Source organism: Trichococcus alkaliphilus, from assembly GCF_003008695.1.
Classification (GTDB): Bacteria; Bacillota; Bacilli; order Lactobacillales; family Aerococcaceae; genus Trichococcus; species Trichococcus alkaliphilus.
The window spans coordinates 16,442-41,937 of sequence record NZ_PXZT01000008.1 but is presented as its reverse complement, the minus strand read 5'-3'; the positions used below and the strand labels follow the sequence as shown (position 1 = coordinate 41,937).

The 25,496-nt window shown below is 48.3% G+C and carries 21 protein-coding genes; 1 reads left to right on the top strand and 20 read right to left on the bottom strand.

What is annotated here, in order from left to right:
• Positions 1-33: 33 nt before the first annotated feature.
• The 18 genes from tkt to C7R73_RS07945 all read right to left on the bottom strand — a co-directional run bounded on the left by tkt (position 34) and on the right by C7R73_RS07945 (position 23,164).
• Entirely contained in the window at positions 34-2,046 is a 2,013-nt protein-coding gene (tkt, locus tag C7R73_RS08030) for a transketolase (protein ID WP_106450008.1), read from the bottom strand.
• Positions 2,047-2,110: 64 nt separating this feature from the next.
• Positions 2,111-2,953, bottom strand: a complete 843-nt coding sequence (locus tag C7R73_RS08025) for an L-ribulose-5-phosphate 3-epimerase (protein WP_106450007.1) — start codon at positions 2,951-2,953, stop codon at positions 2,111-2,113.
• Positions 2,928-3,656 (bottom strand): L-ribulose-5-phosphate 4-epimerase, encoded by a 729-nt coding sequence (locus tag C7R73_RS08020; RefSeq protein ID WP_106450006.1) that lies wholly within the window; start codon positions 3,654-3,656, stop codon positions 2,928-2,930. The genes C7R73_RS08025 and C7R73_RS08020 overlap by 26 nt, the downstream gene beginning before the upstream one ends.
• Before the next feature lie 11 nt (positions 3,657-3,667).
• Positions 3,668-3,955, bottom strand: a complete 288-nt coding sequence (locus C7R73_RS08015; RefSeq protein ID WP_205076491.1) for a PTS sugar transporter subunit IIB — start codon at positions 3,953-3,955, stop codon at positions 3,668-3,670.
• A gap of 42 nt (positions 3,956-3,997) precedes the next feature.
• Positions 3,998-5,485 (bottom strand): PTS ascorbate transporter subunit IIC, encoded by a 1,488-nt coding sequence (locus C7R73_RS08010; RefSeq protein WP_239992604.1) that lies wholly within the window; start codon positions 5,483-5,485, stop codon positions 3,998-4,000.
• Entirely contained in the window at positions 5,466-5,933 is a 468-nt protein-coding gene (locus C7R73_RS08005; protein WP_106450005.1) for a PTS sugar transporter subunit IIA, read from the bottom strand. The genes C7R73_RS08010 and C7R73_RS08005 overlap by 20 nt, the downstream gene beginning before the upstream one ends.
• Before the next feature lie 27 nt (positions 5,934-5,960).
• Positions 5,961-7,025 (bottom strand): L-ascorbate 6-phosphate lactonase, encoded by a 1,065-nt coding sequence (gene ulaG / locus C7R73_RS08000; RefSeq protein ID WP_106450004.1) that lies wholly within the window; start codon positions 7,023-7,025, stop codon positions 5,961-5,963.
• 319 nt (positions 7,026-7,344) lie between these two features.
• The gene (locus C7R73_RS07995) at positions 7,345-8,157 is read right to left on the bottom strand and encodes a DeoR/GlpR family DNA-binding transcription regulator (protein WP_106450003.1); all 813 of its coding nucleotides are present in this window, start codon (positions 8,155-8,157) and stop codon (positions 7,345-7,347) included.
• Positions 8,158-8,240: 83 nt separating this feature from the next.
• Entirely contained in the window at positions 8,241-8,981 is a 741-nt protein-coding gene (locus C7R73_RS07990; protein WP_106450002.1) for a hypothetical protein, read from the bottom strand.
• 103 nt (positions 8,982-9,084) lie between these two features.
• Entirely contained in the window at positions 9,085-9,840 is a 756-nt protein-coding gene (locus C7R73_RS07985; RefSeq protein WP_106450001.1) for an amidohydrolase family protein, read from the bottom strand.
• A gap of 169 nt (positions 9,841-10,009) precedes the next feature.
• Complete coding sequence (locus C7R73_RS07980) at positions 10,010-11,014, bottom strand: 2-hydroxyacid dehydrogenase (protein ID WP_106450000.1); 1,005 nt, start codon at positions 11,012-11,014, stop codon at positions 10,010-10,012.
• A gap of 319 nt (positions 11,015-11,333) precedes the next feature.
• Positions 11,334-14,198, bottom strand: coding sequence for an alpha-L-rhamnosidase (locus C7R73_RS07975; RefSeq protein WP_106449999.1), 2,865 nt, complete (start codon positions 14,196-14,198; stop codon positions 11,334-11,336).
• Between the two features lie 55 nt (positions 14,199-14,253).
• Positions 14,254-15,630: an MFS transporter gene (locus C7R73_RS07970; RefSeq protein ID WP_106449998.1), complete on the bottom strand. Its 1,377-nt coding sequence runs from the start codon at positions 15,628-15,630 to the stop codon at positions 14,254-14,256.
• A gap of 96 nt (positions 15,631-15,726) precedes the next feature.
• Entirely contained in the window at positions 15,727-16,731 is a 1,005-nt protein-coding gene (locus tag C7R73_RS07965; protein WP_161525902.1) for an AraC family transcriptional regulator, read from the bottom strand.
• Positions 16,732-16,814: 83 nt separating this feature from the next.
• Entirely contained in the window at positions 16,815-18,494 is a 1,680-nt protein-coding gene (locus C7R73_RS07960; protein WP_106449996.1) for a glycoside hydrolase family 3 protein, read from the bottom strand.
• Positions 18,491-19,174: a beta-phosphoglucomutase gene (gene pgmB / locus C7R73_RS07955; RefSeq protein WP_106449995.1), complete on the bottom strand. Its 684-nt coding sequence runs from the start codon at positions 19,172-19,174 to the stop codon at positions 18,491-18,493. Before pgmB ends, C7R73_RS07960 begins: the two co-directional genes overlap by 4 nt.
• A gap of 161 nt (positions 19,175-19,335) precedes the next feature.
• The gene (locus C7R73_RS07950; protein ID WP_106449994.1) at positions 19,336-20,364 is read right to left on the bottom strand and encodes an AraC family transcriptional regulator; all 1,029 of its coding nucleotides are present in this window, start codon (positions 20,362-20,364) and stop codon (positions 19,336-19,338) included.
• Between the two features lie 52 nt (positions 20,365-20,416).
• Positions 20,417-23,164, bottom strand: coding sequence for an alpha-L-rhamnosidase (locus C7R73_RS07945; protein WP_106449993.1), 2,748 nt, complete (start codon positions 23,162-23,164; stop codon positions 20,417-20,419).
• A 211-nt stretch (positions 23,165-23,375) separates the two neighbouring features.
• Here C7R73_RS07945 and C7R73_RS07940 point away from each other — a divergent pair, with 211 nt between their 5' ends.
• The gene (locus tag C7R73_RS07940) at positions 23,376-23,852 is read left to right on the top strand and encodes an RpiB/LacA/LacB family sugar-phosphate isomerase (RefSeq protein WP_106449992.1); all 477 of its coding nucleotides are present in this window, start codon (positions 23,376-23,378) and stop codon (positions 23,850-23,852) included.
• A gap of 130 nt (positions 23,853-23,982) precedes the next feature.
• Here the strand turns inward: C7R73_RS07940 and C7R73_RS07935 are convergent, their stop codons facing one another.
• Positions 23,983-24,429 carry a heme-binding protein gene (locus C7R73_RS07935; protein ID WP_106449991.1) on the bottom strand — a complete coding sequence of 149 codons (447 nt, stop codon included), beginning with the start codon at positions 24,427-24,429 and terminating at the stop codon, positions 23,983-23,985.
• 71 nt (positions 24,430-24,500) lie between these two features.
• The gene (locus C7R73_RS07930; RefSeq protein WP_106449990.1) at positions 24,501-25,478 is read right to left on the bottom strand and encodes a Gfo/Idh/MocA family protein; all 978 of its coding nucleotides are present in this window, start codon (positions 25,476-25,478) and stop codon (positions 24,501-24,503) included.
• Between the last annotated feature and the right edge of the window lie 18 nt (positions 25,479-25,496).

Sequence of the window (25,496 nt, the reverse complement as noted above, 5' to 3'; positions counted from 1 at the left end):
CATTAGCCTCGCTCAAGTGCGTCTATAATCAGCTTAATTTACGAACTTCGCTTGATAGGCCGCAACCACTTTTTCGGTCGTAAAGCCAAACTCAGCCATCACCGTGTTCCCGTTGCCGCTTGCGCCGTAAGTATCGATGCCGTAAGCCAGTCCGTCAAGACCGACATAGCGTTCCCAACCGAAGGTCGTGCCCGTTTCGATGGACATGCGGTTGCGGACTGCGCCAGGCAAGACAGTCTCTTTGTAGGCTGCATCCTGCGCTTCGAACAGATCGAAACTCGGCATGGAGACAACAGAGACGTCCACTCCGGCTTCACGCAATTGTTGCTGCGCTTCCACAGCCAAGTTCACTTCCGAACCGGTTGCGATCAGGATGCCGGCAGGCGTTTCGCCTTGTTGTGGAGAAAGCACGTAAGCACCCTTCTTCACGCCTTCGCGGGCCATTTCTTTTGTGCCTTCCAAAACAGGCAAGTTTTGGCGCGTCAGCACCAACATCGTTGGTTTGTCCGCTGAAGACACTGCGATTTCCCATGCTGCACTGACTTCGTTGCCGTCGGCCGGACGCAGAACCGTCAAGTTCGGCATGCCGCGGTAGCTGGACAAGTGTTCCACTGGCTCATGCGTCGGGCCGTCTTCGCCGACCGCGATTGAGTCATGCGTCATCACGTAAGTGCCTGGCAAGTGCGAAATGGCAGCCAAACGCATCGCTGGGCGCAAGTAGTCAGTGAAGACGAAGAATGTTCCTACATACGTTCTGGTTCCGCCATGCAGAATGATTCCGTTCATGATGGCGGCCATCGCGAATTCACGCACACCGTACCAGATGTTGCGTCCGGCATAGTTGCCCGGCTCAAAATCGGATGCTTCTTTGATCATTGTGTTGTTTGAGGACGATAAGTCCGCAGAACCACCCCAGAAGAAAGGTACGGCTTCACTCAATGCTTGAATCGCTTCAGCACTGGTTACACGGCTTGCTTTGGCTGCGCTGCCCACTTCATAAGTCGGCAATTTGCCTTGCCAGCCTTCAGGCAATTTGCCTGCCATCGCCGTTTCGAATGTGTGAGCCAATTCCGGATAAGCTGCTTTATAGTCATCGAACATCGCTGTCCAAGCCGCTTCAGCCTGCTGGCCTTCTGCAACCGTTGTTTCGTCGAAACGGGCTGCCACTTCAGTAGGCACACAGAAAGCTTCTTCCGAACAGCCATAAGCCGCTTTCGCGAAAGCAACGCCTTCCGCTCCCAGGGGAGCACCATGCACTTTGTGCGTTCCTGCGTCAGGAGCTCCAAAGCCAATGATGGTTTTGATTTCGATCAAAGTTGGTTTTTCGGTTTCAGCTTTCGCTTCTTCGATGGCTTTGGAGATGGCTTCCAGATCATTGCCGTCCTTCACCAAGATATGTTGCCAACCGTACGCTTCGAAACGGGCAGCCACATCTTCAGTGAATGATTTCGATGTCGGGCCGTCAAGGGAAATGTCGTTGGAGTCATACAAACCGATCAGTTTGCCCAATTTCAAGTGGCCAGCCAAGCTGGCTGCTTCGTGGGAGATGCCTTCCATCAGATCGCCGTCGCCGTTCAGGAAGTACGTATAGTGATCCACAACCGGGAAATTCTCTTTGTTGTAAGTAGCAGCCAAATGCGCTTCAGCCATCGCGAAACCGACTGCATTCGCGATCCCTTGGCCCAAAGGACCAGTCGTTGCTTCCACGCCGTCTGTGTCATGCACTTCCGGGTGTCCAGGTGTTTTGCTGCCGAATTGGCGGAAGTTCTTCACGTCATCCATGCTTATAGCGAAGCCAGCTAAATGCAATAAGCTGTACAACAAGGAGGACCCGTGTCCAGCAGATAGGACGAAACGGTCACGGTCTACCCATTTGCTGTTTTTTGGATTGACTTTTAAATGCTTTGTCCATAAAGCATAGGCCATTGGCGCTGCTCCCATCGGTAATCCGGGATGCCCTGAATTGGCTTTCTGTACTGCCTCAATGCTAAGTGTGCGTACGGTATTTACCGCCAACTCGTCGATTTGATCAAATGTATTTTGCATATTTCCATATATCCTCTCTTCCTAAAAAATGGTTGAAGGTCATTTGACCTTCAACCAAACTCAATTAATGGCCAACTTTTTGAAATTTCCCTCTTAAGAAGGTGTGGGCGAACTGGATGTCTTCCAGCCAATTTTCTTGACCGGTATACCAGAATTCGGCAACAAAGCGGCGGACGCCTTCTTTCCACATCGTTTTGATCGTTTCTTCGAAAGATACATGTCCCGTACCGAAGGGGATTTCACGGAAATGACCCGGGATTGTTTCCTTCAGATGTGCTGCAACCATATGTCCCCTGCCCGTTTGGATATCTTCACAGACGGAGTTCGTGCAGGACAAGGAAGCATTCTTCAAGTTCCCTGTGTCCGGGTAGACTTGCAGATACGGCGATTGGATGATGTCCACATATTCCATCGCCTTCTCAACGGTGTTCATGAACGGCGTTTCCATCGTCTCGAACCCCAACAGAATGCCTTTTTTGCTCGCCATATCGACGGCTTTCTGCAGATTTTCGATGAAGTATTCCTTGGTCTGCTGATCACCGTCTTCATAATAGACATCGTAGCCTGCCAATTGGATGATGCGTATTCCCAAATCATCCGCCAGATCGATGGCTTTTTCCATGATCTCCAAGCTTTTTTCACGGATGAGCGGGTCATGCGAACCTAGCGGATATTTCCGATGGCCGCTGAGACACATGGAGCGGATCGGCAGTCCGACTTCATACATGGCATCCAGAAGTTCTTTCCGCTCTTGTTTGCTCCATTCGATCCGTGCCAGTTTTTCGTCGGTTTCATCGACACTCATTTCCAAAAAATCATAGCCGGCATTTTTCGCAACCGACAGCTTTTCCTTCCAGCTCAGATTGCCCGGCATCGATTTTTCATAGATTCCTAACGTGTAAGTCATGTTGCTCCTCCTTGACCTGTCCGTAGTAGGCTCCCGGACCGTGTTTTCGAAGAAAATGTTTGTCCAACAGTTCTTGCTGCATACTTTCGATCCCTGGATTCATAACACGGTTGCGCCAAGACATCATGGCAACTTCTTCCATGACGACCATATTGTGGACCGCCTCAAAGGCATCCTTCCCCCAAGCGAAAGGGCCATGGCTGTGGACCAGCACGCCCGGAACTTGATTCTCATCGATGGCTGCAAATGTTTCTACTATCACCTTGCCTGTTTCCAGTTCGTAGGATCCCGCGATTTCTTCACTCGTCATCCGGCGGGTGCAAGGGATCGTTCCGTAGAAGTAATCCCCTTGCGTAGTTCCGTAGGCCGGAATCGCTGCTCCCCCTTGCGCCAAGGTGGTTGCCCAAGGAGAGTGCGTATGAACCACGCCACCGATATCCTTGAAGTTTCTGTAGAGTTCAAGATGCGTATCCAAATCCGAAGAGGGTTTCAGGCTGCCTTCCACTACAGTTCCGTCCATATCGACGATAACGATGTCTTCAAAAGTCATATCAGCATATTCAACCCCGGATGGTTTGATTGCTATGATTTGTTTTTCACGGTCTATTTCGGAAACATTGCCCCAGGTAAATTTCACCAGCCCGTATTCAGGCAACTGCAGGTTAGCTTCCAGCACTCTTTTTTTCAATTCAGTATATGTCATGGGAGCACCGCCTATTCGCCCAAGACGATTTCGCGGACTTTTTCTTCAATCTCTTTTTCGGATAAGAGATTTTTCAACCCGATGATTTTCGTTTTGCTTTGATCCACATTTTTGAATACGTCCAAGAGTGAGTTCGAGCAAACAACCACATCGTAGCTCGGTGCCAAAGTTTTTGCTTCGGAAACCGCACAATGGTGGATTTCCAAAGGGATGTTCAATTTTTTGAAGACATTCGTAATTTTCATTTTGATGATTTGGCTTGAACCCATTCCACTTCCACATGCAGCTAGTACTTTCATAATCAATTCCTCCTATTATATATCCTGATCTTGGTTTTTCATTTAAGCTATTTCTGCGCTGAATTCAGTTTGGTTTTCAGCTTCGATTTCTTCTTTGTATTGCTCATAATCTTCTGCGATCATGAAGTAGTGTTTTTTGTTTTTGCGGTATTGCAATTGCGGTATCAACAGCATCCCGATGACAAGTGCAGCGACACCGGCATATCCGCCGTATTTCATGATGACTCCGTATCCTAACCATAAAGTATCCCAGTCGAAGTTACCATGCCAGCCGCCGAATTGGGAAAGCTGGAAGATGTAGGCAGCCAAACCGCCACCGATTACTTGAATGACACCAGAAATGAATGGGATGATCATTGCGGCTTTCATGCCGCCTTTGTGGTTTGCGTATACAGCAAAGGTTGCATTGTCAAAGAATACAGGTACGAATCCGGTGATGACCAACACAGGGCTCTTGAATACCACCAAGCCGATGATCGCCAAGAATTGTCCCAAAGCTCCGAACAGGAAGCCGAATGTGACGGCGTTTCCTGGACCGAATCCATAAGTTGCCGCACAGTCGATTGCCGGCATGGAACCAGGCAACAGTTTGTTGGAGATCCCTTGGAAGGATTCCGTCAATTCTGATACGAACATGCGGACACCCAATTGTAAAATTTGCAGATAGACTGCGAAGTACAACGATTTTTCAAGGATGTAGAATATGTAGTTACGTTCGCCTGTATAAGTAGCATCGATGGTCATCATCAGATCTTTCCCGAGGATACCCATGATGATGCCGAAGAACAGGAACATCAGAATGCTTGTAGAAACGACGCTTTCTTTGAAGATGGAAAGGAACCCTGGCAGCGTGACGTCTTCTAATTTTTTGCTGTTTTTGCTGAATTTCCCTGCAAATTTATCGGTCAACCAGACACCGAACATTTGCTGATGACCGATGGCAAAGCCGCCGCCTTCAGTCAAATCTTGCGTTGCTTCTACAGTCAGATTAGAGAAGACTGACCAATACGTTCCCAACAAAAGGCCCAACATGATGATTACGCCCGCATCCTGCAATTCAGGAAAAGCGAACAAGACAAGCCATAAAGCAGTGGAGGACTGTTGCACCATGATATGGCCGGTGATGAACACGGTCCGGACTTTGGTATATTTACGGAAAATGACTAAAACAATATTCACCATGAAAGCGATAAGTAACACGATAACCATGAGGCTGAAGGAACGTCCGGCTCCTTCAATCGCTTGTTGCGCAGCCGTTTGTCCAAAATAAGGATCGATTACGACTGCCGATAAGTTGAAACGTTCTTTTAAACCTGCCAGGATCGGACGGAAATTTCCGACTAAACCGCCAGCCGCTACATTTAAGACTAAATATCCGACGGTTGCCTTGATGAATCCGGCAAGAGCGTCATATACGGGTCTGCCCAACAACAAATAGCCGACGAATACGATAATACCAAGGAAAAAAGCAGGTTGCGTTAAGATATTAACTTGAAAGAATGTCCATACACTAATTAGTAGTTCCAAGATATTCACCCTCGATTTCCATAATTTTTTCTAAATCAGCGACAGAGTTAGCTTGAATAAAGGCATCCACAACACTTTCATCAGACAGCAACGTCACAAGGGTGGATAGGTTCGCCAGATGTTTCTCATTGTCCGTCGATGCCAGGACGAAGAAGATGCTTGCCTCGTACTCGGCTGCCGGCCCGAAGTTCACAGGCACTTTCGTACGCATGAAGCAGATAGCGGTTTCATTTACGCCCTTACCTTCTTGTGCATGCGGGATGCAGATATCCGGCGCGATGACGATGTAAGGTCCGAATTCGTTGACGTTTTCGATGATGTACTCGGGATAAGCGCTCTCGATGGCGCCTTCTTCGATAAGAGGTTGACAAGCAGCACGGATGCTGTCTTGCCAACTATCGAATCCCTCGTGGAAAGAATACCTTTGATTTTTGATGACTTCATCTAACATATGATCTCTCCTCTTAGGTGCTTGTTCTTATAGGAATGAAGTGAAAGGCAAATCATTTTCGACGCTGAACACATCGTCAAATCCGCGGTTGAAATTGAACTCCATTTTGTCTTTGTCATTCGGATAGACGAATTTGCCGCCGACTTGCCAGATGTATGGCTTGAATCCGTATTGAAGACGGTCTTTTTTGAATTTCCACAGTTCAATCAGTTCTTTAGGATCCGCCTGGAAGTTCGACCAGATGTCATAGTGGACCGGGATAACTACTTTCGCGTTCAAAGATTCTGCCATTCTCAGCATGTCCACTGAAGTGACCTTGTCGGTGATTCCGCGTGGGTTTTCGCCGAATGCCCCTAAGCAGACATCCACTTGGTGATCGTTTCCGTGTTTTGCGAAATAGTTGCAGTAATGGGAATCGCCTGCGTGATACAAGTTTCCGCCTGAAGTTTTGAACAAGTAGTTCACTGCGATCAAATCCATGTCCTGCGGCATCTTCCCTCTTAAAATTTCTCCTTCAGAAGCCGTAACCAAAGCTGTGCGGTCGAATGCTTCCAGCGCGACAATCTCGATGTCTTTGATTTTGACGCTGTCTCCCGGTTTCACGACTACGCATTTCTCTTCAGGAACTCCCCAGCCGATCCAAGTATCCACAACCGCTTGCGGTCCTACGAATTTAACCGCGTCGCTCGAGTTTTTCAGAACAGCCGCTGCTGTGTTGATGTCCAAGTGATCGGAATGGATATGCGTAACGACCAATGCATCCACGTTCTTCACTGCGAAAGGATCAATGACAAAAGGCTGTGCTCTGAGGTTAGGCTGCATATTTTGAACGCCGCTCATGCGCTGCATTTGGTGGCCGTCCTTCATCTTGCCGCTGCCGTGGGATTGTTTGCCTGTGCCGCACCACAAATCACAAAGGATATTTGTCGATTCATGTGATTTCAACCAAATGCCTGTACAGCCTAGCCACCACATTGCGAATGTATTTTCTGCAACCACTGTGTCTTCGATTTCTTCATTAAGCCAAGTGCCCCATTCAGGAAAGGTACTCAATACCCAAGATTCTTTTGTAATCTCATTAACATTAGCCATTCGTCATTCTCCTTCTGCGTAATCGTTATGATCACTTTTTCTTATTTTATGTACACCGATCTTAAAACGTTCATACAATGAACATTTCTTTCGATGAAGTAATCATACAATAAAACGCTTTCAGTCGCAATAGGTCCTAAACAAACAATCTTTAGCTTATTTTTATGATCGTTTCATAGGTTATGAACGATTCGTACATCAGGATTCTTCTTTATGATCGCTTCCATAAAGGCGTGTATGCCGATTCCAATAAAAAAGCGACAAAACACTGACGAGGATCCCCGTCGTATTTTGTCGCTGTATTTGTATTCTATTATATTCACTCTTCGATGCTGATTTCGTTCTCACCGTTGACGTTGACTTCGGTAACATACAGTACCTTGACGCCCTTAGCTTCGATCTTCTGGATCTCCTCTTTATCCGCAGAGCGGTCAGTGACCAGATGTGTGATGAGGCTGATGCTGGCGGTGGAAAAATTTTGTTCCCGTCCCACTTTGCTGCCTTCCGCCACTACGATGCGCGGCCCGTTCGTCCGCTCCAAAATCAATCTGTTGACTGCCGTTTCCGGCAAGGCATAGGTCGTGATCCCTTTTTCGTTGATGCCACCCACACCCAGAAAACAGATATTTGCCGTCACCTTTGAGAAGGTGTACAAGGCGAAATCCCCAACGAGTGATTTTTTCTTTTCGTATATTTCTCCGCCCGACAGCACGATTTCCGCTTTCGAGGACGGATTTCTGAAGATTGCCCGGCCGTTGTTCGTTATGATGGTGACATTCCGGTCCGACAGATAGTTGAGCAAGAGGAATGCGGTCGATCCCGAATTGATGAAGATCATATCATGATCATGGACCAAGGTGGCAGCCAACTTAGCGATTTCCTGTTTTTTTGAACGATGTGGCTTGACTGCCGGGTACTCTTCTTTTTGAAAAGATCCCTCCAGCAAACGTGCGCCTCCATAAAAGCGTTCGATCAGATGCTGATCGTCAAAACTCTGCAGATCACGTCTGACGGTGATTTCCGAGACATCCAGTTCCTTCGCCAAATCTTCCACTAACACTACTTTCTTTTCTTGAAGAGCCTTCAAGATGTGCTGCCTTCTCTTGTATACGATCCCTTGACTTGACTTCATACTTTCACCCCAATCCTTTTCTTACATTGTACTCGAAACAATCGGAAAATCAAAATAAAAATCACCAAACGGACATAAAACGCTCATTTTTCACCTTGAAACTGCATCATCCGGTATTCATGGTTGATACTGAAGTTGTTGATCATCATGTTGATTGTGAACATCCCCATGATAATCTGGTCAACGATAACGGGAATATCCTTCAGGTGGAGCTGTGTGTTGTAAAGGACAACGAGCAGCAGCATGAACAGGAAGGTGGCGGTTATGATCATGATGAAGTAGCGTTCGAACAGGGCATCCAGTTTCCTCCTGAAAAGTCTGCTGAGGATAAACGAAAATACCGCTGTAATAGCTACCGCAAGATACAAATTTCGGGGTAGCGTTGACAAGATAGTCTCGTCAGTATACAGAGCCGGAATCGTTCTTATCACAAACATCGTTGCGATAAGGGAAGAGCCGTAATAGATCGTTTTCCCCAGACTGATGACCTGCTCCGGCAGTTGATAAAGGATGAATATGAAAACAAGGCTCAGGAACATTTGCATGATCGCGATCGAGAAGATGATGCTGGCTATCACCATATGAAAGCTCACCATCCGTATTCGGTCTTGATCAAGCGCCTCCGCTTCCATCCCGCTGATGTTCGAAAACAAAAAGGCTGTGAGCACCAGCCCAAAAAATCCGACAAAAAGGATGCTGATGACCTCGGATGCGTCCCTTTTCTCGTCCTCAAGAAGCAAGAAAATGCCGCTGAACACAAACCCGGCAAGTATCCCGGCAAAATTCGCATAGTTGCCGCTCATTGTGGCCCAATCGACTTGCATATCGCATCCCCCATCCGTTCAGAAAAAGCATTCCAGCGCGTCAGCAACGAATTTCTCTACAGTTCCATTATATCAGCACAAGGCTTTTGTTATGTTTTGACATTCAGTGATGAAGGTAAAGTTTTTCAGCAGTTTCCTTAAAAATCAGCTGGCTCTCTTTTTCTGTAAAATTGGATTCAATCAACTCAATATCCGAACGCAAAATAGGCCTTCTTGCCCGCGTTCCTGGAAGGTCGGTCCCAAAGATGACACTTCCCGGATTGATTGCAAGCATTTCTTTCATGACAGGAATAGGGTCCATATTGATTCTGCCAAAGCCGGTTGCCTTAAAAATTGTCCCGGTCTCGACCAGTAATCGAATTTTATCGCTTTCAACCTGGTTCATTCCTAGATGATCGATTACGAGCTTGGGAATTCTGCTTAGGAATGGGTAAAGGTCTTCAATATTTCTGGCATCCATATAAATTTCTGTATGCCAGCCAAAGTTCTCGAAAACCCGCTTCGAAAGCACCAACATTTCATCGAAGTTTTGACCCGCCATTCCTCTAAAGAGATTAAAGCGAACAGCACGCACTCTTTGTTCATTTAGATAATCCAGTTCCATGTCAGAAATGACTGCTGGGACTTGTGCAACGCCTACAAAGCTGTCTGGGATATTCTTCAGTGTCTCAATCAGATAGCTTTGATCATAGCCTTGGAAAGATCCGGAAACAATGGCGCCGCCTACGCAGTTGATGTCTAACGAAGTCAGGCTGGCTTCATAATCAGAAAAACGATAAGGATCCGGCAAAAAGCCTTCATTTGCAAATAATGGGAATCTAGGATCGATAATATGAAAATGCGCATCAAATATATCCATATATTTTTTTAGCCTCCTCTTTTGGTCGGCGCTAGCATTTAGTCAGTGCGTCCCCAACTTAATAGTATCCAATTCTTTAACCAGAATCAAATCACAAGATAGCTTTGAATTGCAAAAAAAGTTCTTTCCAAATCCTGCCGGAAAGAACTTTTTCCAAAATTTTACCGATTCAGCTGATGACGCTCGTCGGTTGATCCTCAAGGTAGTTGACCAGATTTTCCAAGGCAATCTCGATGGCACGCAAGTTGGTTTCCTGCGAACCCCATGCGATATGTTGGGTGATCTTGACGTTATCCAACTGGAACAGTTCGATATTTTTTGTGGGCGGTTCTTCCGAGAGGACATCCAAGCCGGCCGCATAGATTTTTCCTGATTTCAACGCTTCGGTCAACGCCAACTCGTCGATGATCTCTCCGCGGGCCGTGTTCAAAAGGATCACACCATGCTTCATCTGATCGATAGCCGCAGAATCGATCAAATGATAGGTTTGGCTTGTCAAAGGCGTGTTGATCGATATGATGTCCGACTCCTCCAACAACTGTTCCAGGGAAACTTGCTCAATGAACTGATACGCCAGACCTTCTTTATAAGTGCGGCTGTAGCCGAGGACATGCATCCCCAAAGCATCGGACTTGCGGGCCAACTGGAAGCCGATGTTCCCCAATCCGATAATGCCGATCGTTTTGCCGCTGATTTCCAGTTGCCTTGTGGCGGGAATGAACCAACTGCCGGGCTGCGGATCCGTCCAATCTGTATTTTTAACGATGTCGCTGTTCGTTTGAACATTTTTGCAGATATCGAACAATAGCCCTAACGTGAATTCGGCTATCGCTTCCGCACCATAGATGGTATTCGTCACGGTCACACCATACTTCTGCGTCAAAGCCTTATCCATCTCGGCATAGCCGTGGGACAACGTAGCCAAGTAGCGGATATTTGGATGGCGGACGAATAATTCCTCATTGAAATTCTCTTCGGTGATGAAAAAGCCGATGACGATTTCGGCATCGCCGATGGCCTGGTCATACGACTCGAAGGAAGAATCATGGACGATTTCGACCCGATAGCTGGTTATCTCCGGTATATCGGTTATCCCTTCCCACGCATTCAAAAGATTTTGGAAATTATAATTCGAAGAATCCGGACGCCAGTTTTGAAGTATGACTGCCTTCATTTGTTTTCCTCCTTTATTGATAAAGTTCCACACTTGAATAACTTTTTGTGAAAACTTCTAACATTAAATTTGCTATAAATGAATATTAGAGCAGTTTTTCCAGAAATTCAAACTTCTCCTATCCTTTTGAGTAAGGAAACCTCACACATGTTAATCACCTTTGTCTTCGATTGAATGTTCATGTCAGATTTACTCACGCTTATGTACGCGACAAAAGAGGCCACCTCGGTTTAATCAGATGGCCTCTTCTTTTCAATTAAACACCCTGCAAATCATCTATAATCAGTAAAAATTTTGTGCTTCCAAACTATCCGAGCATTCAGGCAAAAGACGCATTCATCCGTTCCAACGCTTGTTCGCTGACAAAATTGGAAAGGATCGGCAACTCCTTAAATGTCTCCAACGGCACATCCAGATACTGCAAGGCGATATCGTTGTTGCGCATCATCGGCAACTGTTCGAAGATCACTTTTCGGGCCGGTGTGTACTCCAGCAACTCGCGGAAAGACAACTCGGTTGTGACTTCAGGGCGATAGTTCCGGGTCGGCATGTACGTGACGCGGTATTCACCTGCTATGACAGTTACTGTTACCCCATCCTCAGCAGCGATCGCAGCTTCGAGCCACTTCGTTTTCTGCGCTTCTGCAAGCGACAGATCCGGCAGGGTGATGGTTGCGGTCGTCCCGAAAGGCACGCGGAATACGAAATCCAATTGTCCGTCCGCCAATAGTTCCCACGCGCTTTCGATACGGCCGGAAACGGAGTGGTAATAGCCTTCCGCTTTGCCCAACTGCGCACTTGGTTGCGGCGTCAGGAAGAAATGTTTGTATCCTGGCTGCTCGCTGTCTGCCTGGATGCCCAGGACGCAACGGTACAACCACTCCACAATCGATCCATAAGCATAGTGGTTCAATGAGTTCATATCCGTTCCGGAGATTTTCCCGTCCGGTAGAATCGAGTTCCAGCGTTCCCAGATGGTGGTCGCACCCATTTTAACCGCGAACAACCAGCTCGGATAGTCCTCATTCAGCAACAAACCATACGCCAATTCGTTCATCCCGTTCTTGCTCAAAGCTTCCGCAAAATACGGCGTCCCGACGAACCCGGTCTGCAGGTGTACACCGCTGGATATGACTTTATCATAGAAGTCTTTCGTCATCCGCTCTTTGAACGTCTCCGGGCAGAGATCGAAGTAGTGGAACAGGATGTAGGCAGTCTGGGTCGTTACCGCCAAGCGTCCCGTGGTGGTCAAGTATTCGTTTTGGATGGCTTTTTTCACTTCCCCAGCCAATTTGGTGTACGCCAACGCATCATGCGCATTTCCCAAAACCTCAGCGGCCCGCGCCAGCAAGGAAACCGAATGATAGTAGTACACGGATGCAACCAGCGACGTATCAGTGCCCCCCATCGGCGAGTGCGGATTGTCCCCGTCCAACGCCAACCAGTCGCCGAACTGGAAGCCGGTCGTCCAAAGGCGTTTGCCTCCGGATTTCATATCTTCGCGAACGATATAGTCCACCCAATCCTTCATGGTTTGATATTGTTCCTTCAGCAAGGAACGATCCCCGTACTGCTCATAGAGTACCCATGGAATGACCGTCGCCGCATCCGACCAGGCCGCGGCTCCGGCACCGGTCACAAAACCGGCATCATCTTTCGGTTTGATCTGCGGAACCACAAATGGAACGGATCCATTGAGCGCTTTTTGCTCTAGACGCAGATCGTGCATGAATTTTTTGTAGAAAGCCGGTGTATGCATATTATAGCTGGCTGTGCGGGCAAAAATCTGCGCATCGCCTGTCCAGCCCATGCGCTCATCCCGTTGCGGGCAATCCGTCGGCACATCCAGGAAATTGCCTTTTTGCCCCCAAAGCGCATTCTTCAGCAATTGGTTCACATCCGGATTGGCTGTGATCATGCCGCTCGTCTCTTCCAGTTCGCTCTGCAATACATACCCCTTGAAGCCGAAATCCTGGTTCAAAAGATCAACACCGGTTATTTTGGCGTAGCGGAAGCCGTAGAAAGTGAAGTACGGACGCACTTCTGCAGTCTTTCCGTTGCTGATGTAGGTGAATTTCGCTTCCGCCGTGCGCAGATTATCGCGGTAGAAGTTGTCTTCCTGCAGCACTTCGCCGACTTCATAGGTGATGATTGTTCCTTTTGGCACATCCGAGGTGAAGGTGACCCATCCGGTCATGTTCTGTTTGAAGTCCAGTACCTGTTCCCCTGCCGGCGTCAGGATCAATTCCGGAACGAAGGCATCCACGATTTTGACAGGAACACTCAATCGCGCTTGAAGTTTTTCCCTGTTTGCGTCGCTCAGTTGCATCGCTTCCCAACGGGCGTCTGCTTCTGCTTCACTGTATTCATTCCATCCATCGATTTCAAGGTTCGCGTCATAGAATTCCCCGTCGTAGATGCTGCTGGAGACAAGTGGTCCCTCCGCGACTTCCCACGAATCATCGCTGGCGATGATTTCTTCCGTTCCATCCTCATAGGTGACGATGCATTCCGCAATCAGACGGAACTGGTCCCCGTACAAGTCTTCGTATCCGCCGTCGAAACCGAAGCGGCCTTTGTACCATCCGTCCCCCAGCATGAAGCCGATGGCGTTGCCGTCCGCTTTAAGGGCAGCAGTCACATTGTACGTCTGGTATTGCTGCCAAAAATCATAGGAATGGAAACCGGGAGCCAAATATTCGTCGCCGATTTTTTCTCCGTTCAGGTACAGTTCATAAATGCCCAATCCTGTCGCATAAACGCGCGCCTTGCGGATCGGTTTTGAAGACAAAGTGAACTGTTTCCGCACAAGCGGCATCCGTTCCAACTGACGGGCAGGTTCGATCCATTTCCCGGTCCATTGTTCCTCTTCCTTCGCCGTCTCGAAGAACTGGACTGCAGAAGAATGTTCAGCTCCGCCAGCGTTCTTCACGGTCACTTTCCAGAAGTAGCGTGTGCGCGGCAGAAGATTGATTTTCGGTTGATAGCACAGCGGATCCAAATCGCTATGCATCCCGCTGTCGTGGATGACTTCTTCAAAGTTCTCATCCAGCGCGATGAGGACACGGGTCCCCTGCAGTTCTTCCTCAAACGGTGCGTCAATTATCCACGATAATGTCACTGTGTCCATCAAAAAGCCGATGGGATTCAGGATGTGATTGGTTTTCAGATTATATATATTCATTGTGTGTGCTCCTGTCTTAAAAAATAGGCTGCCTATGATACGGCAGCCTGTAACATTATCCGTTCACTCGTTTCGCTTTCAAGTCTTCCGCAATTTCAGGAAGTTTTTTGTCCAAGTCATAGAACAGGATCAACAAAATGCAGATTGCTGTGAACGCGATCGGTATGTATGCGAAGATCGCCTTGATTGCGAATAAAGCTTCCGCGGATTGCATTGCCCCTTGTGACACATAGCCGCCAAGTCCCAGAACGACACCCAGAATCAGACCGCCCACTCCGGAGCCGACTTTTTCGGCAAACGTTCCTGCCGAGAAAATCAAGCCTTCACTGCGGATGCCCGTTTTCCATTCGCCGTAATCGGCAACGTCACCCAGCATGGCGAAGCCTGCAACAGCTCCCGGCGCGATGCCGAGTCCGCGGATAATCAAACCAACCATGATCATCGTAAAGTTTTCCGGGAACGCCGCGATGATCAGTAAGCCAACCATCATCACGATGCCTCCGGCCAAAGTGATCGTCTTTTTGCTGAATTTGCTCAGCAGTATCGGCATGAATACTGCCCCTATCGCAATCGGCATGAAGGACAGAATTCCGATCACCGCCACCTTCGCAGGATCCCCCAAAATCCATTGGGCATAGAAAATGTTGATGCCTTGCAAACCGGAACTGATGAAACTGATCAGCATATACAAGATCATGATTATCCAGTATTTATTCTGCAACAACGCCTGGATGTTTGTTTTCAACGGCACCTTTTCGAAAGCTACAGTAGACTCGATGACGCGTTCCTTCGAATTTTTGAACAGGATCAGCAACAGCACTGTCGAGATCACACCGAAAACAGCTGCCATCCACGTCCAAGCCTGCTTATCACCACCAAAGAAGTTGACGACCGGAAGAACTACTGCAGTCACTCCCATCGCCCCCACAAATCCAGCCAGGGTCCGGGATGTCGATAGGTTGCCGCGATCGACAGGGTTCGAGGTCGTAGTACCGATCATTGCGTTATAGGGAACCATCGTCGCCGTGTAGACACCGGCCAAAGCAATCACATAAGTAACAAAAGCATAGATGGCTTTACCAGTCGATCCCAGGAAATCCGGAGAAGTGAATAAGAGTATCATTGCAAACGCATAAGGGATCGCCATCCATAAAATCCAAGGCCTGGCTTTTCCGTGTTTCGAACGCGTCTTGTCGACGATCGCACCCATCGCCAAATCAGAAGCGCCATCAAAAATTCGCGCCCACAAGAGGATGTTCCCGACGATGACTGCGCTCAGGCCGACCACATCGGTATAGTAATAAGTGATGAAGGAACTGGCCGTCGTAAGCATCAGATTGGCCGCCAGATTCCCAAAACCGAACGTCAGCTTCTCGCTCAGCGGCAGCTTATTTTCATCTGCTTGGTCCAAAATTCTTGTTTCAGTTGCCATAATTATTCTCTCCTTTGTTCTGCTTTGTTTACACTCTTATTAAACCGCTTTCTGCAAAGGCTTACAATGTCGCATGAACAGAACAAAGTGGTCAAACTACAGGTCCCGGTGCAACGCTTCCTCGCGGACCTGCCCCGGCGTCTTGCCGTGCGTTTTTTTGAAGGACCGGAAGAAATAGCTCGTGTCCAGGTAGCCGATTTCCTCGGATATTTCCTCCATCGAATAATTTGAAAAGACCAGCAGATGATGTGCGTGCAGCATGCGTTGGCGCTGCAGCAATTGCTTGAAAGTGTCCCCCGTCTCTTTTTTGATTAGATTCCCCAGATAATTTTTGTTGAATCCCAATTGTTGCGCCAGCATTTCCAAAGAAAGCGTGCGATAATCCTTTTCGATGATCGCCAGTGCTTCCGTTACAACCTGATTCTGGTGGCGTTGCTGCCCTTTTGTCTCTTCTTCGAACGTGCGCGCCAGTTCCATGAACAGCAACGGAAGATAGAGGTGGATCACTTCTATCTTCGGTTCAGCTCCGCCGTAGTATTCCTCCAGGATGTAATGCATGAAGGTTTGGACTTTTGTATTTTCTCCCGTCCGGAAGACCAAAAACTGATCCTCTTCATGGGTGCGTTGGCTTGCCAACACCAGAAACTCAGTCAATACACCGCGTTTACGCACGAGTTGCTGAAGGATTTTTGTATTGATCGTCTCCACTTTCAACAGGACATTGATGAGGATGTCGTTTTCTCCCAACGCTTGGAAGGAGTGCGAACTGCCCCGATCCAGCATGATGATGTCCCCTTCGTTGAGGACGATTTTTTCACCGCTGACTTCCTGGGTGCAAGATCCGGAATACATATAGTTCAATTCCAAGAACTGATGGTGGTGCAAGGGCATATCGGAATAGCGATTATGCTTACGGATATTGACGTCGCCTTTTTTGAAGAACATTTCCTCACTCAGAAGGAAATCGCCATTCAAGCGGAACTTACTCCCACTCAAAATCAGTTCGTCGAGGATATCCGGATCGGTCACATTGAACCCGGACTTCCGCTGCTCTTTTTCGACTTTGGTTTCTTCCCTTAAAAAACGGTCCAGTTCAAACATTTTGTCGCTCCTCTCTAATATTATCTCACCCACCATTATACAGAAAAACCCAACCGGACTCATCTGGTTGGGCGCTAAAAAATCTATCTGCGGGCATCCATCAGCCCGCAATAAGGATCGATCGGACTCACACCCTTGAAATCGCTCTTGCCCAGAAGCTTGGCTACGAGCGCTTCGATGACCACCTGGTGATTGTCGTAGGCATTGATGTAGGTCTTCACCATCGGCACATCCATCAGATGGTAGGGATTGGCCAGGCTAGCGAATATGGTCGGTACTTCATCGACAAACCACGGGATATTGTTTCCCAGACCGAAGAAGGTGTACCAGTTGATTCTTGTCGTTGTGGCGTTGCTGCGGTTTTCGACATTGGCCAGATAGAGGACAGCATCATATTTTGAACGGAACTGGGAAACGGTCTCGAATCCGGTCGTGAAATCTTCCGGCTGATAAAGCGTCACAATGAAGCCTTCTTTTTCCAAAAGTGGCAGCACTTTTAAAAAGATCTGGCGGTTCGACTCTTCATATGGACCGATCAGTTGCAGCAACAGACGCGGTGTCGCTTCTGGGCGCAATGGCAGGTTGCCGGCTGTATCCTTAACTAGGGTGATGCCTTTGTCGGCGGATTCTGTAGCCCACTGGACGTGTTGTTCCGCTTGCAGGACAGCCAGTTCCTCTTTTTCCGGAACCAACCTTGCTTCCGCTTGTTTTTCTGGCAAGCGCAAGGCTGCCTTCATCGCCAGAATGCGGGTGACGGCTTCATCGATGCGTTCTGATGTCAGGATGCCGTTCGCAATCCCTTCCTTCATGAAACGGATATCCTCCTCCAAGTCTTTGTTGAATAAGAAGATATCGCACCCGGCAGCAATCGCCGTCGGGACGGCCAAACTCCGCTCCATCGCCGCGCAAAATCCGACCATCGGCGTCGCATCGCTTGTGATGACGCCGTTGAATCCTAGTTCCTTGCGCAATAGTTCCTGCATAATGGCTGGAGATAAGGTAGCCGGCAGAAAAGCATCTTCTTCTGATTTCTGTACAGCAGGCAAGGCGATATGGCCGATCATAACCGAAAGCGCACCTGCTTCAATCAGGCCCGAGTAGACTTTCCCGTATGTATTTCGCCATTCCTTAAGCGGCAAAGAGTTGACAGTAGTCACCAGATGCTGATCGCGGAAGTCGATGCCGTCACCGGGGAAGTGCTTGATTGAAGCCGCCACCCCGTTTTTCTGCACGCCTTCAACGAATCCTTGCGCATAGTTCAGGACGGTATCGGGATCGCTGCCGTACGTGCGTATATTCGTGATCGGGTTGTGGAAATTGTAATCGATGTCCACGACCGGCGCGAAGGCCCAGTTCACGCCCACCGCCGAACCTTCCTTGGCGCAGACTTCACCGAGATGGTGCCCAAATTCGGCATCCTGACCAGCCGCCAACAACATCGGATTGCCGATGCGCGTACCGTCAACGGCGCTTCCTGTACCCCCCGCTTCCAAGTTGGCTGCAATCAGCAAAGGAATCTTGGCCTGTTGTTGCAGATAGCGGTGCGCTTCCTGCACTTCTTCGCCTTTTCCAGGACGGAACAGCAAGCCGCCGATTTTTTTGTTCACAGCCAAGTCAAACAGCGCCTTTTCATCCGTGAACATGCCGATTGGGCAGAACAGCTGCCCCACTTTTTCATCCAACGTCAAGCTTGCCAACGTCCGGTTTACCCATGCTATTTGTTCATCCTTCAGATAAAAAGGATTCCCCTTCAAATCGATCATCCTTCAACACGCTCCTTCATCGTCACTTCGCGCACAATTTCTTTCAGGTTTAATTCTTTTGTAGCCGTCACTTCAATGTCGGGGAGCCACTCGCCAAAAGCTGGGATGCCGATGGCGACGGCAGGCATACCGGACCGTTTGATCCCTTCGATGCCCGCCAACGAATCTTCGAAGCCGATGCATGCGTGTGTTTCCAGACTCAAAGCCTGAGCCGCCCTTTCAAAGATCTCCGGATGCGGCTTGTTGTAGGTCAAAGCTTCCGGGTCGAAGATGGCATCGAAGGCAGCCGAGAGACCCAGCCTTTCCAGAATGAGCGGCGCATTTTTGCTGGCGGAGGCGATCGCCATGCGGTAGCCTATGCTTTTGGCCTCTTCCAGAAGTTCCGGAATCCCGGGCAGGATGTCCGCTGCTGTGATTTCCGCAATCAACTCCAGATAATGCGCATTTTTTTCTTCCAACAGCTGTTCTTTTTCTTCCCCATCAAGGAGAAGGGTCGGATCCTCGGCCAATATCAGTTCCAAGGATTCCGTTCTGCTGATGCCTTTGAGGCGCTCGTTCCATTCGCGGTCGATCGCGATCCCCAATCGATCCGCTATCCCTTTCCATGCCAGATAATGCCGTTCCGCTGTATCGGTGATGACACCGTCCAAATCAAATACCAATCCTTTTATTTCGCTCATTTGTCTGCTCCATTCGAAGAATCCTAGTTTACACCTTCATCCTACCGAATCAGAGCATCCCGAACAATGGCAGAACCAAAGCGGCTACTGTCCAAATCACAGGTCGTTCTTGTTTGACTGAAAGTTTTCGAATAATCCAATCAAAAAAGCCATGAAATTTCTCATAGCTTTTTGTTTCGGTGCATTTTTTTCCTTATATGATTTGGTGTCTCTCCGTACTCATTCTTGAATATCTTGAAGAAATAACTCGGGCTGGTGATGCCAAGCTCTGCAACGATTTTTTCGATAGGTTTGTCGGTCCCGATCAGCAGATCGTAGGACTTTTGCAGTCTTCGTTTCGTGACCCACTCTTTGAAGGTCAGACCCGTTTCTTGCTTCAGCAGATTGCTGAGGTAATTTTTGTTGAAATTCAACTTTTTCCCCAGGCCTTCCAGCGTGATGCTGGCATATTCACTGTCGATGATCTCCAGGGCATCGATCACCTTCTTGTTGAAAGGGAGTTCCCCGGCTTCGCTTGACATGATATCCTCCAGTTCAGCCAGGATAACCAATAACCAAAGCTCCACTTTCTCGAATTTAGGCGTTTCCCCTCCAAAATAATCGGTAAGCAAATAGGACAGGCAATTGCTGATCCGCTGATTATCGGCCGTGCTGAAATGCAGATAGGGCCGGTGACGGCTATTTTTTTTGCCTACTGTCAACAAAAAATCAGTGATCAAACTGTGCCGCTGGGCCATCCTTTGGAGTACCTTCGTGTTGATGGCGTCCGATTTGATCAAGATGTTGATCAGGATGTCCTGTTCACCGAGTTTATCGATGGAATGGCCGGTTCCCGGATCGATCATCAGCAAATCGCCCTGCTTCATCTGGATTTTTTCCTGACCGATCCACTGGGTGCATTGCCCTTGCAGAAGGTAATTCAGCTCGAGAAATGCATGCGAATGGGTGGGCATGGCAAAATAGCGGGCATGCCGGTTCATGAAGATTTGATGGTCCACAAAAAAATCCTCATCAGACAAATGGAAATCAAGCAGATAGCCGGCTGTTGCCGCTTGATTTTGGAATTTAGCGGTTATTTGTTCCGCCGTCATGGTTTTCATTTCAACTTCAAGCGGTGTTTCTTCCAGCAAGTTTTCCAGAACATCTTGTGCTGCGGACATTTTTTTCACTCCTCTGTTCTTCATGCCCATTTTATCAACTCCCTCCAAAAAAGCAAAGGCTTTTGGGCCTTTGCTTTTTGTGTCAGATGCGATTTGATTTTTTCATTATACCTTCGGCCTCGGCTACCATCTCTGCAGTTATGCCAGTGTAAAATAATTTTGAAAGTTGCTTCAATGAGAGGTTCTGCTGTTCTTCATCGGCAAATGCCATGAAGCCTCTGATGCGTTCATGGATGCCCAAAATTTCTTCGAACAGCTCCTTGTTCTCGTTCTTGATGGTCGAAAGGCGTGTATCCGAATCATAAAGCACGCTCAGATCCTTTGTCGGTTGGTAAGTGTACTCGTAAATGCCTGACGCCACTTTGATCGGTTCCTGATCGGAGTATGGCAACACGATTTCAGCCTGCGCGCCAAAAGGCACTTCGAAATAGCAGCTCAGTTCGCCATTTTTAAGTATCTTCCATTCGCTGACGAATCTGCCGGCAGCTGACTGATAGCTTCCGCGGGCATATCCCAATTTTACATTTGGATTGGGCGCTAATCTTGCGGTACGGAAACCGGCTTCCAACGGTTGGATGCCCACCACGTATTTATAGACAAACTCGATGACAGATCCGTAACTGTAGTGGTTCAGGGAATTCATGCCTGCAGGATTCATGGTGCCATCAGGCATTACGCTGTTCCAGCGCTCCCAGATTGTCGTCGCGCCAAGATTCACCGCATACAACCAGCCCGGAAAGCCTTCATTGAGCAGGAACTCATAGGCCAGATCGACCATGCCATTCTCCGACAGCACTTGGCAAAAAATCGGAGTCCCCACGAAACCGGATTTGATTTTATACAGATCTTTTTTCAACCGGGTTTTCAGCTGCTCAATGACCACTCCGCGCTCACGGAATAGTTTGAACTTCAAAGCAATGATGTACCCCGATTGGGTGTCGATGGACAAGCGTCCGGATGGGGTCACATACTCGAACAAGATCCGCTCCCGGACTTGTTCGCTGAGGCCGCGATAATAAGCCGCGTCAGACTCATTCCCAATCAAAGCTGCGACGTCCGCGACGATGCACAGACTTTCATAATAATAAGCTGAAGCAATAAACGTATCGTCAGTGCTTCCTTTGAATGATGAAGGAGTCGCACCATCCAAAGCCAGCCAATCCCCGAACTGGAATCCACCGGCATTGAGCTCCGTTTTCGAACCATGCGCTTTTTCGATTTTAGAACCGGTCCAATCCACCCAGTCTTTCATCAGCGGGTAGTACTGCCCGACTTCTTCCTTGTTCCCATAGGCAGTCCATAAAGCTTTAGGAATGAACGTCGCTGCATCTCCCCAGACAGCTGCGCCACCTTGAGTAGCCATCGCCGGCATATAATTTGGGATGCTTCCCGACAGCTTTTCCTGTTCCGTACGCATATCGATCAGATATTTACGGTAAAAAGCGCGCGTGTCCATATGATAACTTGCTGTCGGGGCAAATACTTGCGCGTCCCCGGTCCAGCCCAAACGCTCAGCCCTTTGCGGACAATCGGTCGGCATATCGAGGAAGTTTGATTTGAGCCCCCAAAGCGAGTTTGAATACAGTTGATTCACTTTAGCATTGCCCGTTTCGATGATGCCTGTTCGCGTCATATCGGAATAGATGGCCAACCCGCGCACGGCTATTTGCTTGTCTGCCGGCCAGCCCGTCACACGCGCATATCGGAAGCCAAAGTAAGTGAAATGCGGGTGAACCGTTTCGGCTGTTCCATTGGAAATGTAACGGAAGCCTGCTGTGGCAGTGCCGTAATTCTCATTATAAAAATTGCCTTGCTGCAGTATTTCCCCGAATTCAAAGTGCACCTCGGTCCCTTCCGGAAAATCGGCATCAAACGCTAGCCAGCCGGCAAAGTTCTGCCCGAAATCAAGGACCGTCTCGCCATTCGGGGTCTTGATGACTTCCTTCAAAGGCACTACTTCATGAATGCTCAACCCCGGGCTTACGCGGTCCTTCAATTTTTCTTTTGGAATGCCGACGATCGCCACCTCATCACTGCGCCCCGCTTTATCAAGTGTCCGGTCGATCGTTTCGCCATCATAGATACCGCTGTTCGTGATATCGCTCAACGTCGCTTTCCAGCTGAGATCCGTCGCGATCCGCTCTTCCGTCCCGTTTTCGTAACTCACAACCAGTTCAGCGATTGCCGCAAATTTGTCCCCGAAATAAGCATTCTCGCCGCTTAGGCCGAATCTCCCTTTGTACCAGCCGTTTCCCAACATGATCGCCAGCTGATTGCTTTGCTCCAAGGCTTCTGTTACGTCATACGTTTGGATTTGGATGAAAGCTTCGTAGTTGTTGACGAACGGCGCCAGCACATCATTTCCGATCTTCTTTCCGTTCAGGCTTGCTTCGTAAAGCCCAACCCCACTGATATACAGGCGGGCTTCCTTCACTTGATGGCTCAGCTCGAAATCCTTGAACAGAATCGGATGGATTTCTTCCTGCACCTTCGGCCCGATCCACTCAGCGTCCCAGGCTTCATCCATTTTTCCTGTCTCAAAAAAGCTTGTCGATTCAGCCAATTCACCATCTTCAGCAGTTACACGAATCTGCACATAATAGCGTGTTCTGGGCTTCAACCGAAGCGTCAACGTTTCCCCTGAACTGTCCAAATCACCATTTTTCTCAAGCACAATATCCTTGAATTCGTGATCGGCAGCTACCTGGAGACTTGCCTCTTTTTGCATTTTCCCTAACCCGTTGTCGATCGCCCAACTGACAATCAATGGCTCAAAATGATACCCGATAGGTTCCACAATGCCATTAAATTTTATATCCATGATTTCCATGCGTTTCCCCGCCTTGTTTTTTAGTATACGCTTACTATAATCAAAATAAATCTGTAAAACTACATCAAAAACATATACAAAAATGCTCTAAATGCATATTATGTATTTATTCAAAATTTGGAGGTGCCTTGATCTGTAAACTCAGTCTGTACTACTCCCGCCATTTGGCTTATACTTTGGTTGAATGATGACAGATAATGGAGGGATTTAAATGAAAATTGCCGTTTCCAGCGACCATGCCGGCTTCGCATTGAAAGAAGAAGTCAAAGCTTTACTCGAAAAGGAAGGCCATGAAGTGCTCGACTTCGGACCTTACAACGAAGAACCTTGTGACCTGTCCGATTTTGTTTACCCTGCCTCCCTGGCTGTGGCGGAAGGAAAAGCCGACCGCGGCATCTTTGTGGATGGCGTCGGTTACGGCAGCGCCATGATCGCCAACAAAATCTACGGCGTCTATGCAGCGGTCTGCCAGGATCCTTTCTGCGCGAAACTGGCGCGTTCCCACTCCGACACGAATGTCCTCTGCCTTGGCGGAAAGATCATTGGTTCGGCGCTGGCACTTGAAATCGTGACGGCTTGGATGACGACCGATTACCTCAGCGATATCGAAAAATACACGAACCGCGTTGACAAAGTGAAAAAGATTGCCGAAAAGCATCTGAAAAGATTGGATGAAATCCAGGACTAGTCATTGACGAGTTGAATTCCCGCTGTTCAAAGAAAAAATGTTTGATTAAAAATAGACCGCACCGAAATGGAGTTCATTCTCCATTTCAGTGCGGTCTTATTGATTATTCTCATATCCGTCAACAACAGCCTTAATATTGCGCGGCCAACACTTCTTCCATCGATTCGACGATCAATCTGTGGTCCTCCAGATGTTCCAATCCGGAAACGCAGATGACACCTGTGACTTGTCCATCTTCGATGATCGGAAAGCCGCCGCCGCAGATGGCGTATTCTTCGCTTCTCTCCCACTCTTTGTATTCAGGTACTTCATCCATAAAAAGGAAGGTATAGAGCGAACTGTGCCCGCTATCCAATACAGTCTTTTCCTTCCGGTTCAACCAAGGGCTCTCTTTTCTGCCGTCCATCAAGTAATGCAGGATCAATAAGTCATTGTGTACGATTCTTATGCCTACAGACTTTGGTGCTTGGTCCTTGACCTTGTTTATGACGCGCAGCGCGATTTCCAAACCCATTTCATGCGTAAAGGCTTCAAATTGCAGTGTCTTTTCCTGTTCCAATACCTCGACTTTGTCCATTATGCATTTACCTTTCCATAAAAAACTGCCGGAAGAACCCCGGCAGTTTCCTTTTTTTATTTAATTTTTTATCATCCTAAAACGATCCCGGCTCCTGCTAGCGCTTCTTCGGCGATTTCCATCACGACTTGGCTTTGTTCAAGCATATCCTTGGCTTTCGCAAGATCCATTTCGTCGATCATCCGCGCAAATTCGCGGAATTCCTCATACATCCGGTGCGGGTGGACTTTCTTGTCCATCGATTGACTCCCCTGCCCGTTCATGTTTACATCAAAGGAGTTGCAGAGATTCGGCGGGCCATTCAGCACAACGGACCCTTTATCGCCCTGAATCATGGATCTTATCGGTGCAGCTGAATCCTTCGCCCCGATGCAGACCACTTTGCAGCCTGGGTAATCCAACAGCAGAATTCCGGATGTATCGATCCCTCGCTCGACATTCGCAAGGTACTTCACCGAGTCAGGTTTACCCAGAATCCCGACGACAAAATGGATATTGTAGATATTGATGTCCATCAAGGCTCCGCCGCCCGCTTTCGGACTGAAGGCAGGCAGTACTTCCCCTTTCTTGAAGGCATCGTATCTGGATGAATACTGCGAGTAGTTGCATTCGATGATCTTCAGATCCCCCAATTGCGGGATTTGCTCCTTGATCGCCAAGTAGTTGGACAGATATCTTGTCGTGATCGCTTCAACCAGGATCAGTTTTTTGCTTTCTGCTAGTTCTTTCAGTTCGATCAATTCAGCCGACTTGATCGTGAATGGTTTTTCGCAGATCACATGTTTACCGTTCTCTAAAGCTTTCTTCGTAAATGTGTAGTGCAGATGATTGGGCAGTCCCACATAGATGGTGTCGCACTCCGGATCATTCAGGACCTCTTCGTAGTCCGTAAACACTTTCCCGATGCCGTATGTGTTTGCCAGGCCCTCCATTTTCACGCGTTCCGCTTCGATGCCGAACATGCTGACCAATTCCGTATCCGGCAAGTCCTTCGCCATCGTCAGAAAATCCATGACGATTTGTCCTGATCCTAGTATTGCAAGCTTCATAATGTATGACCCCTTTTT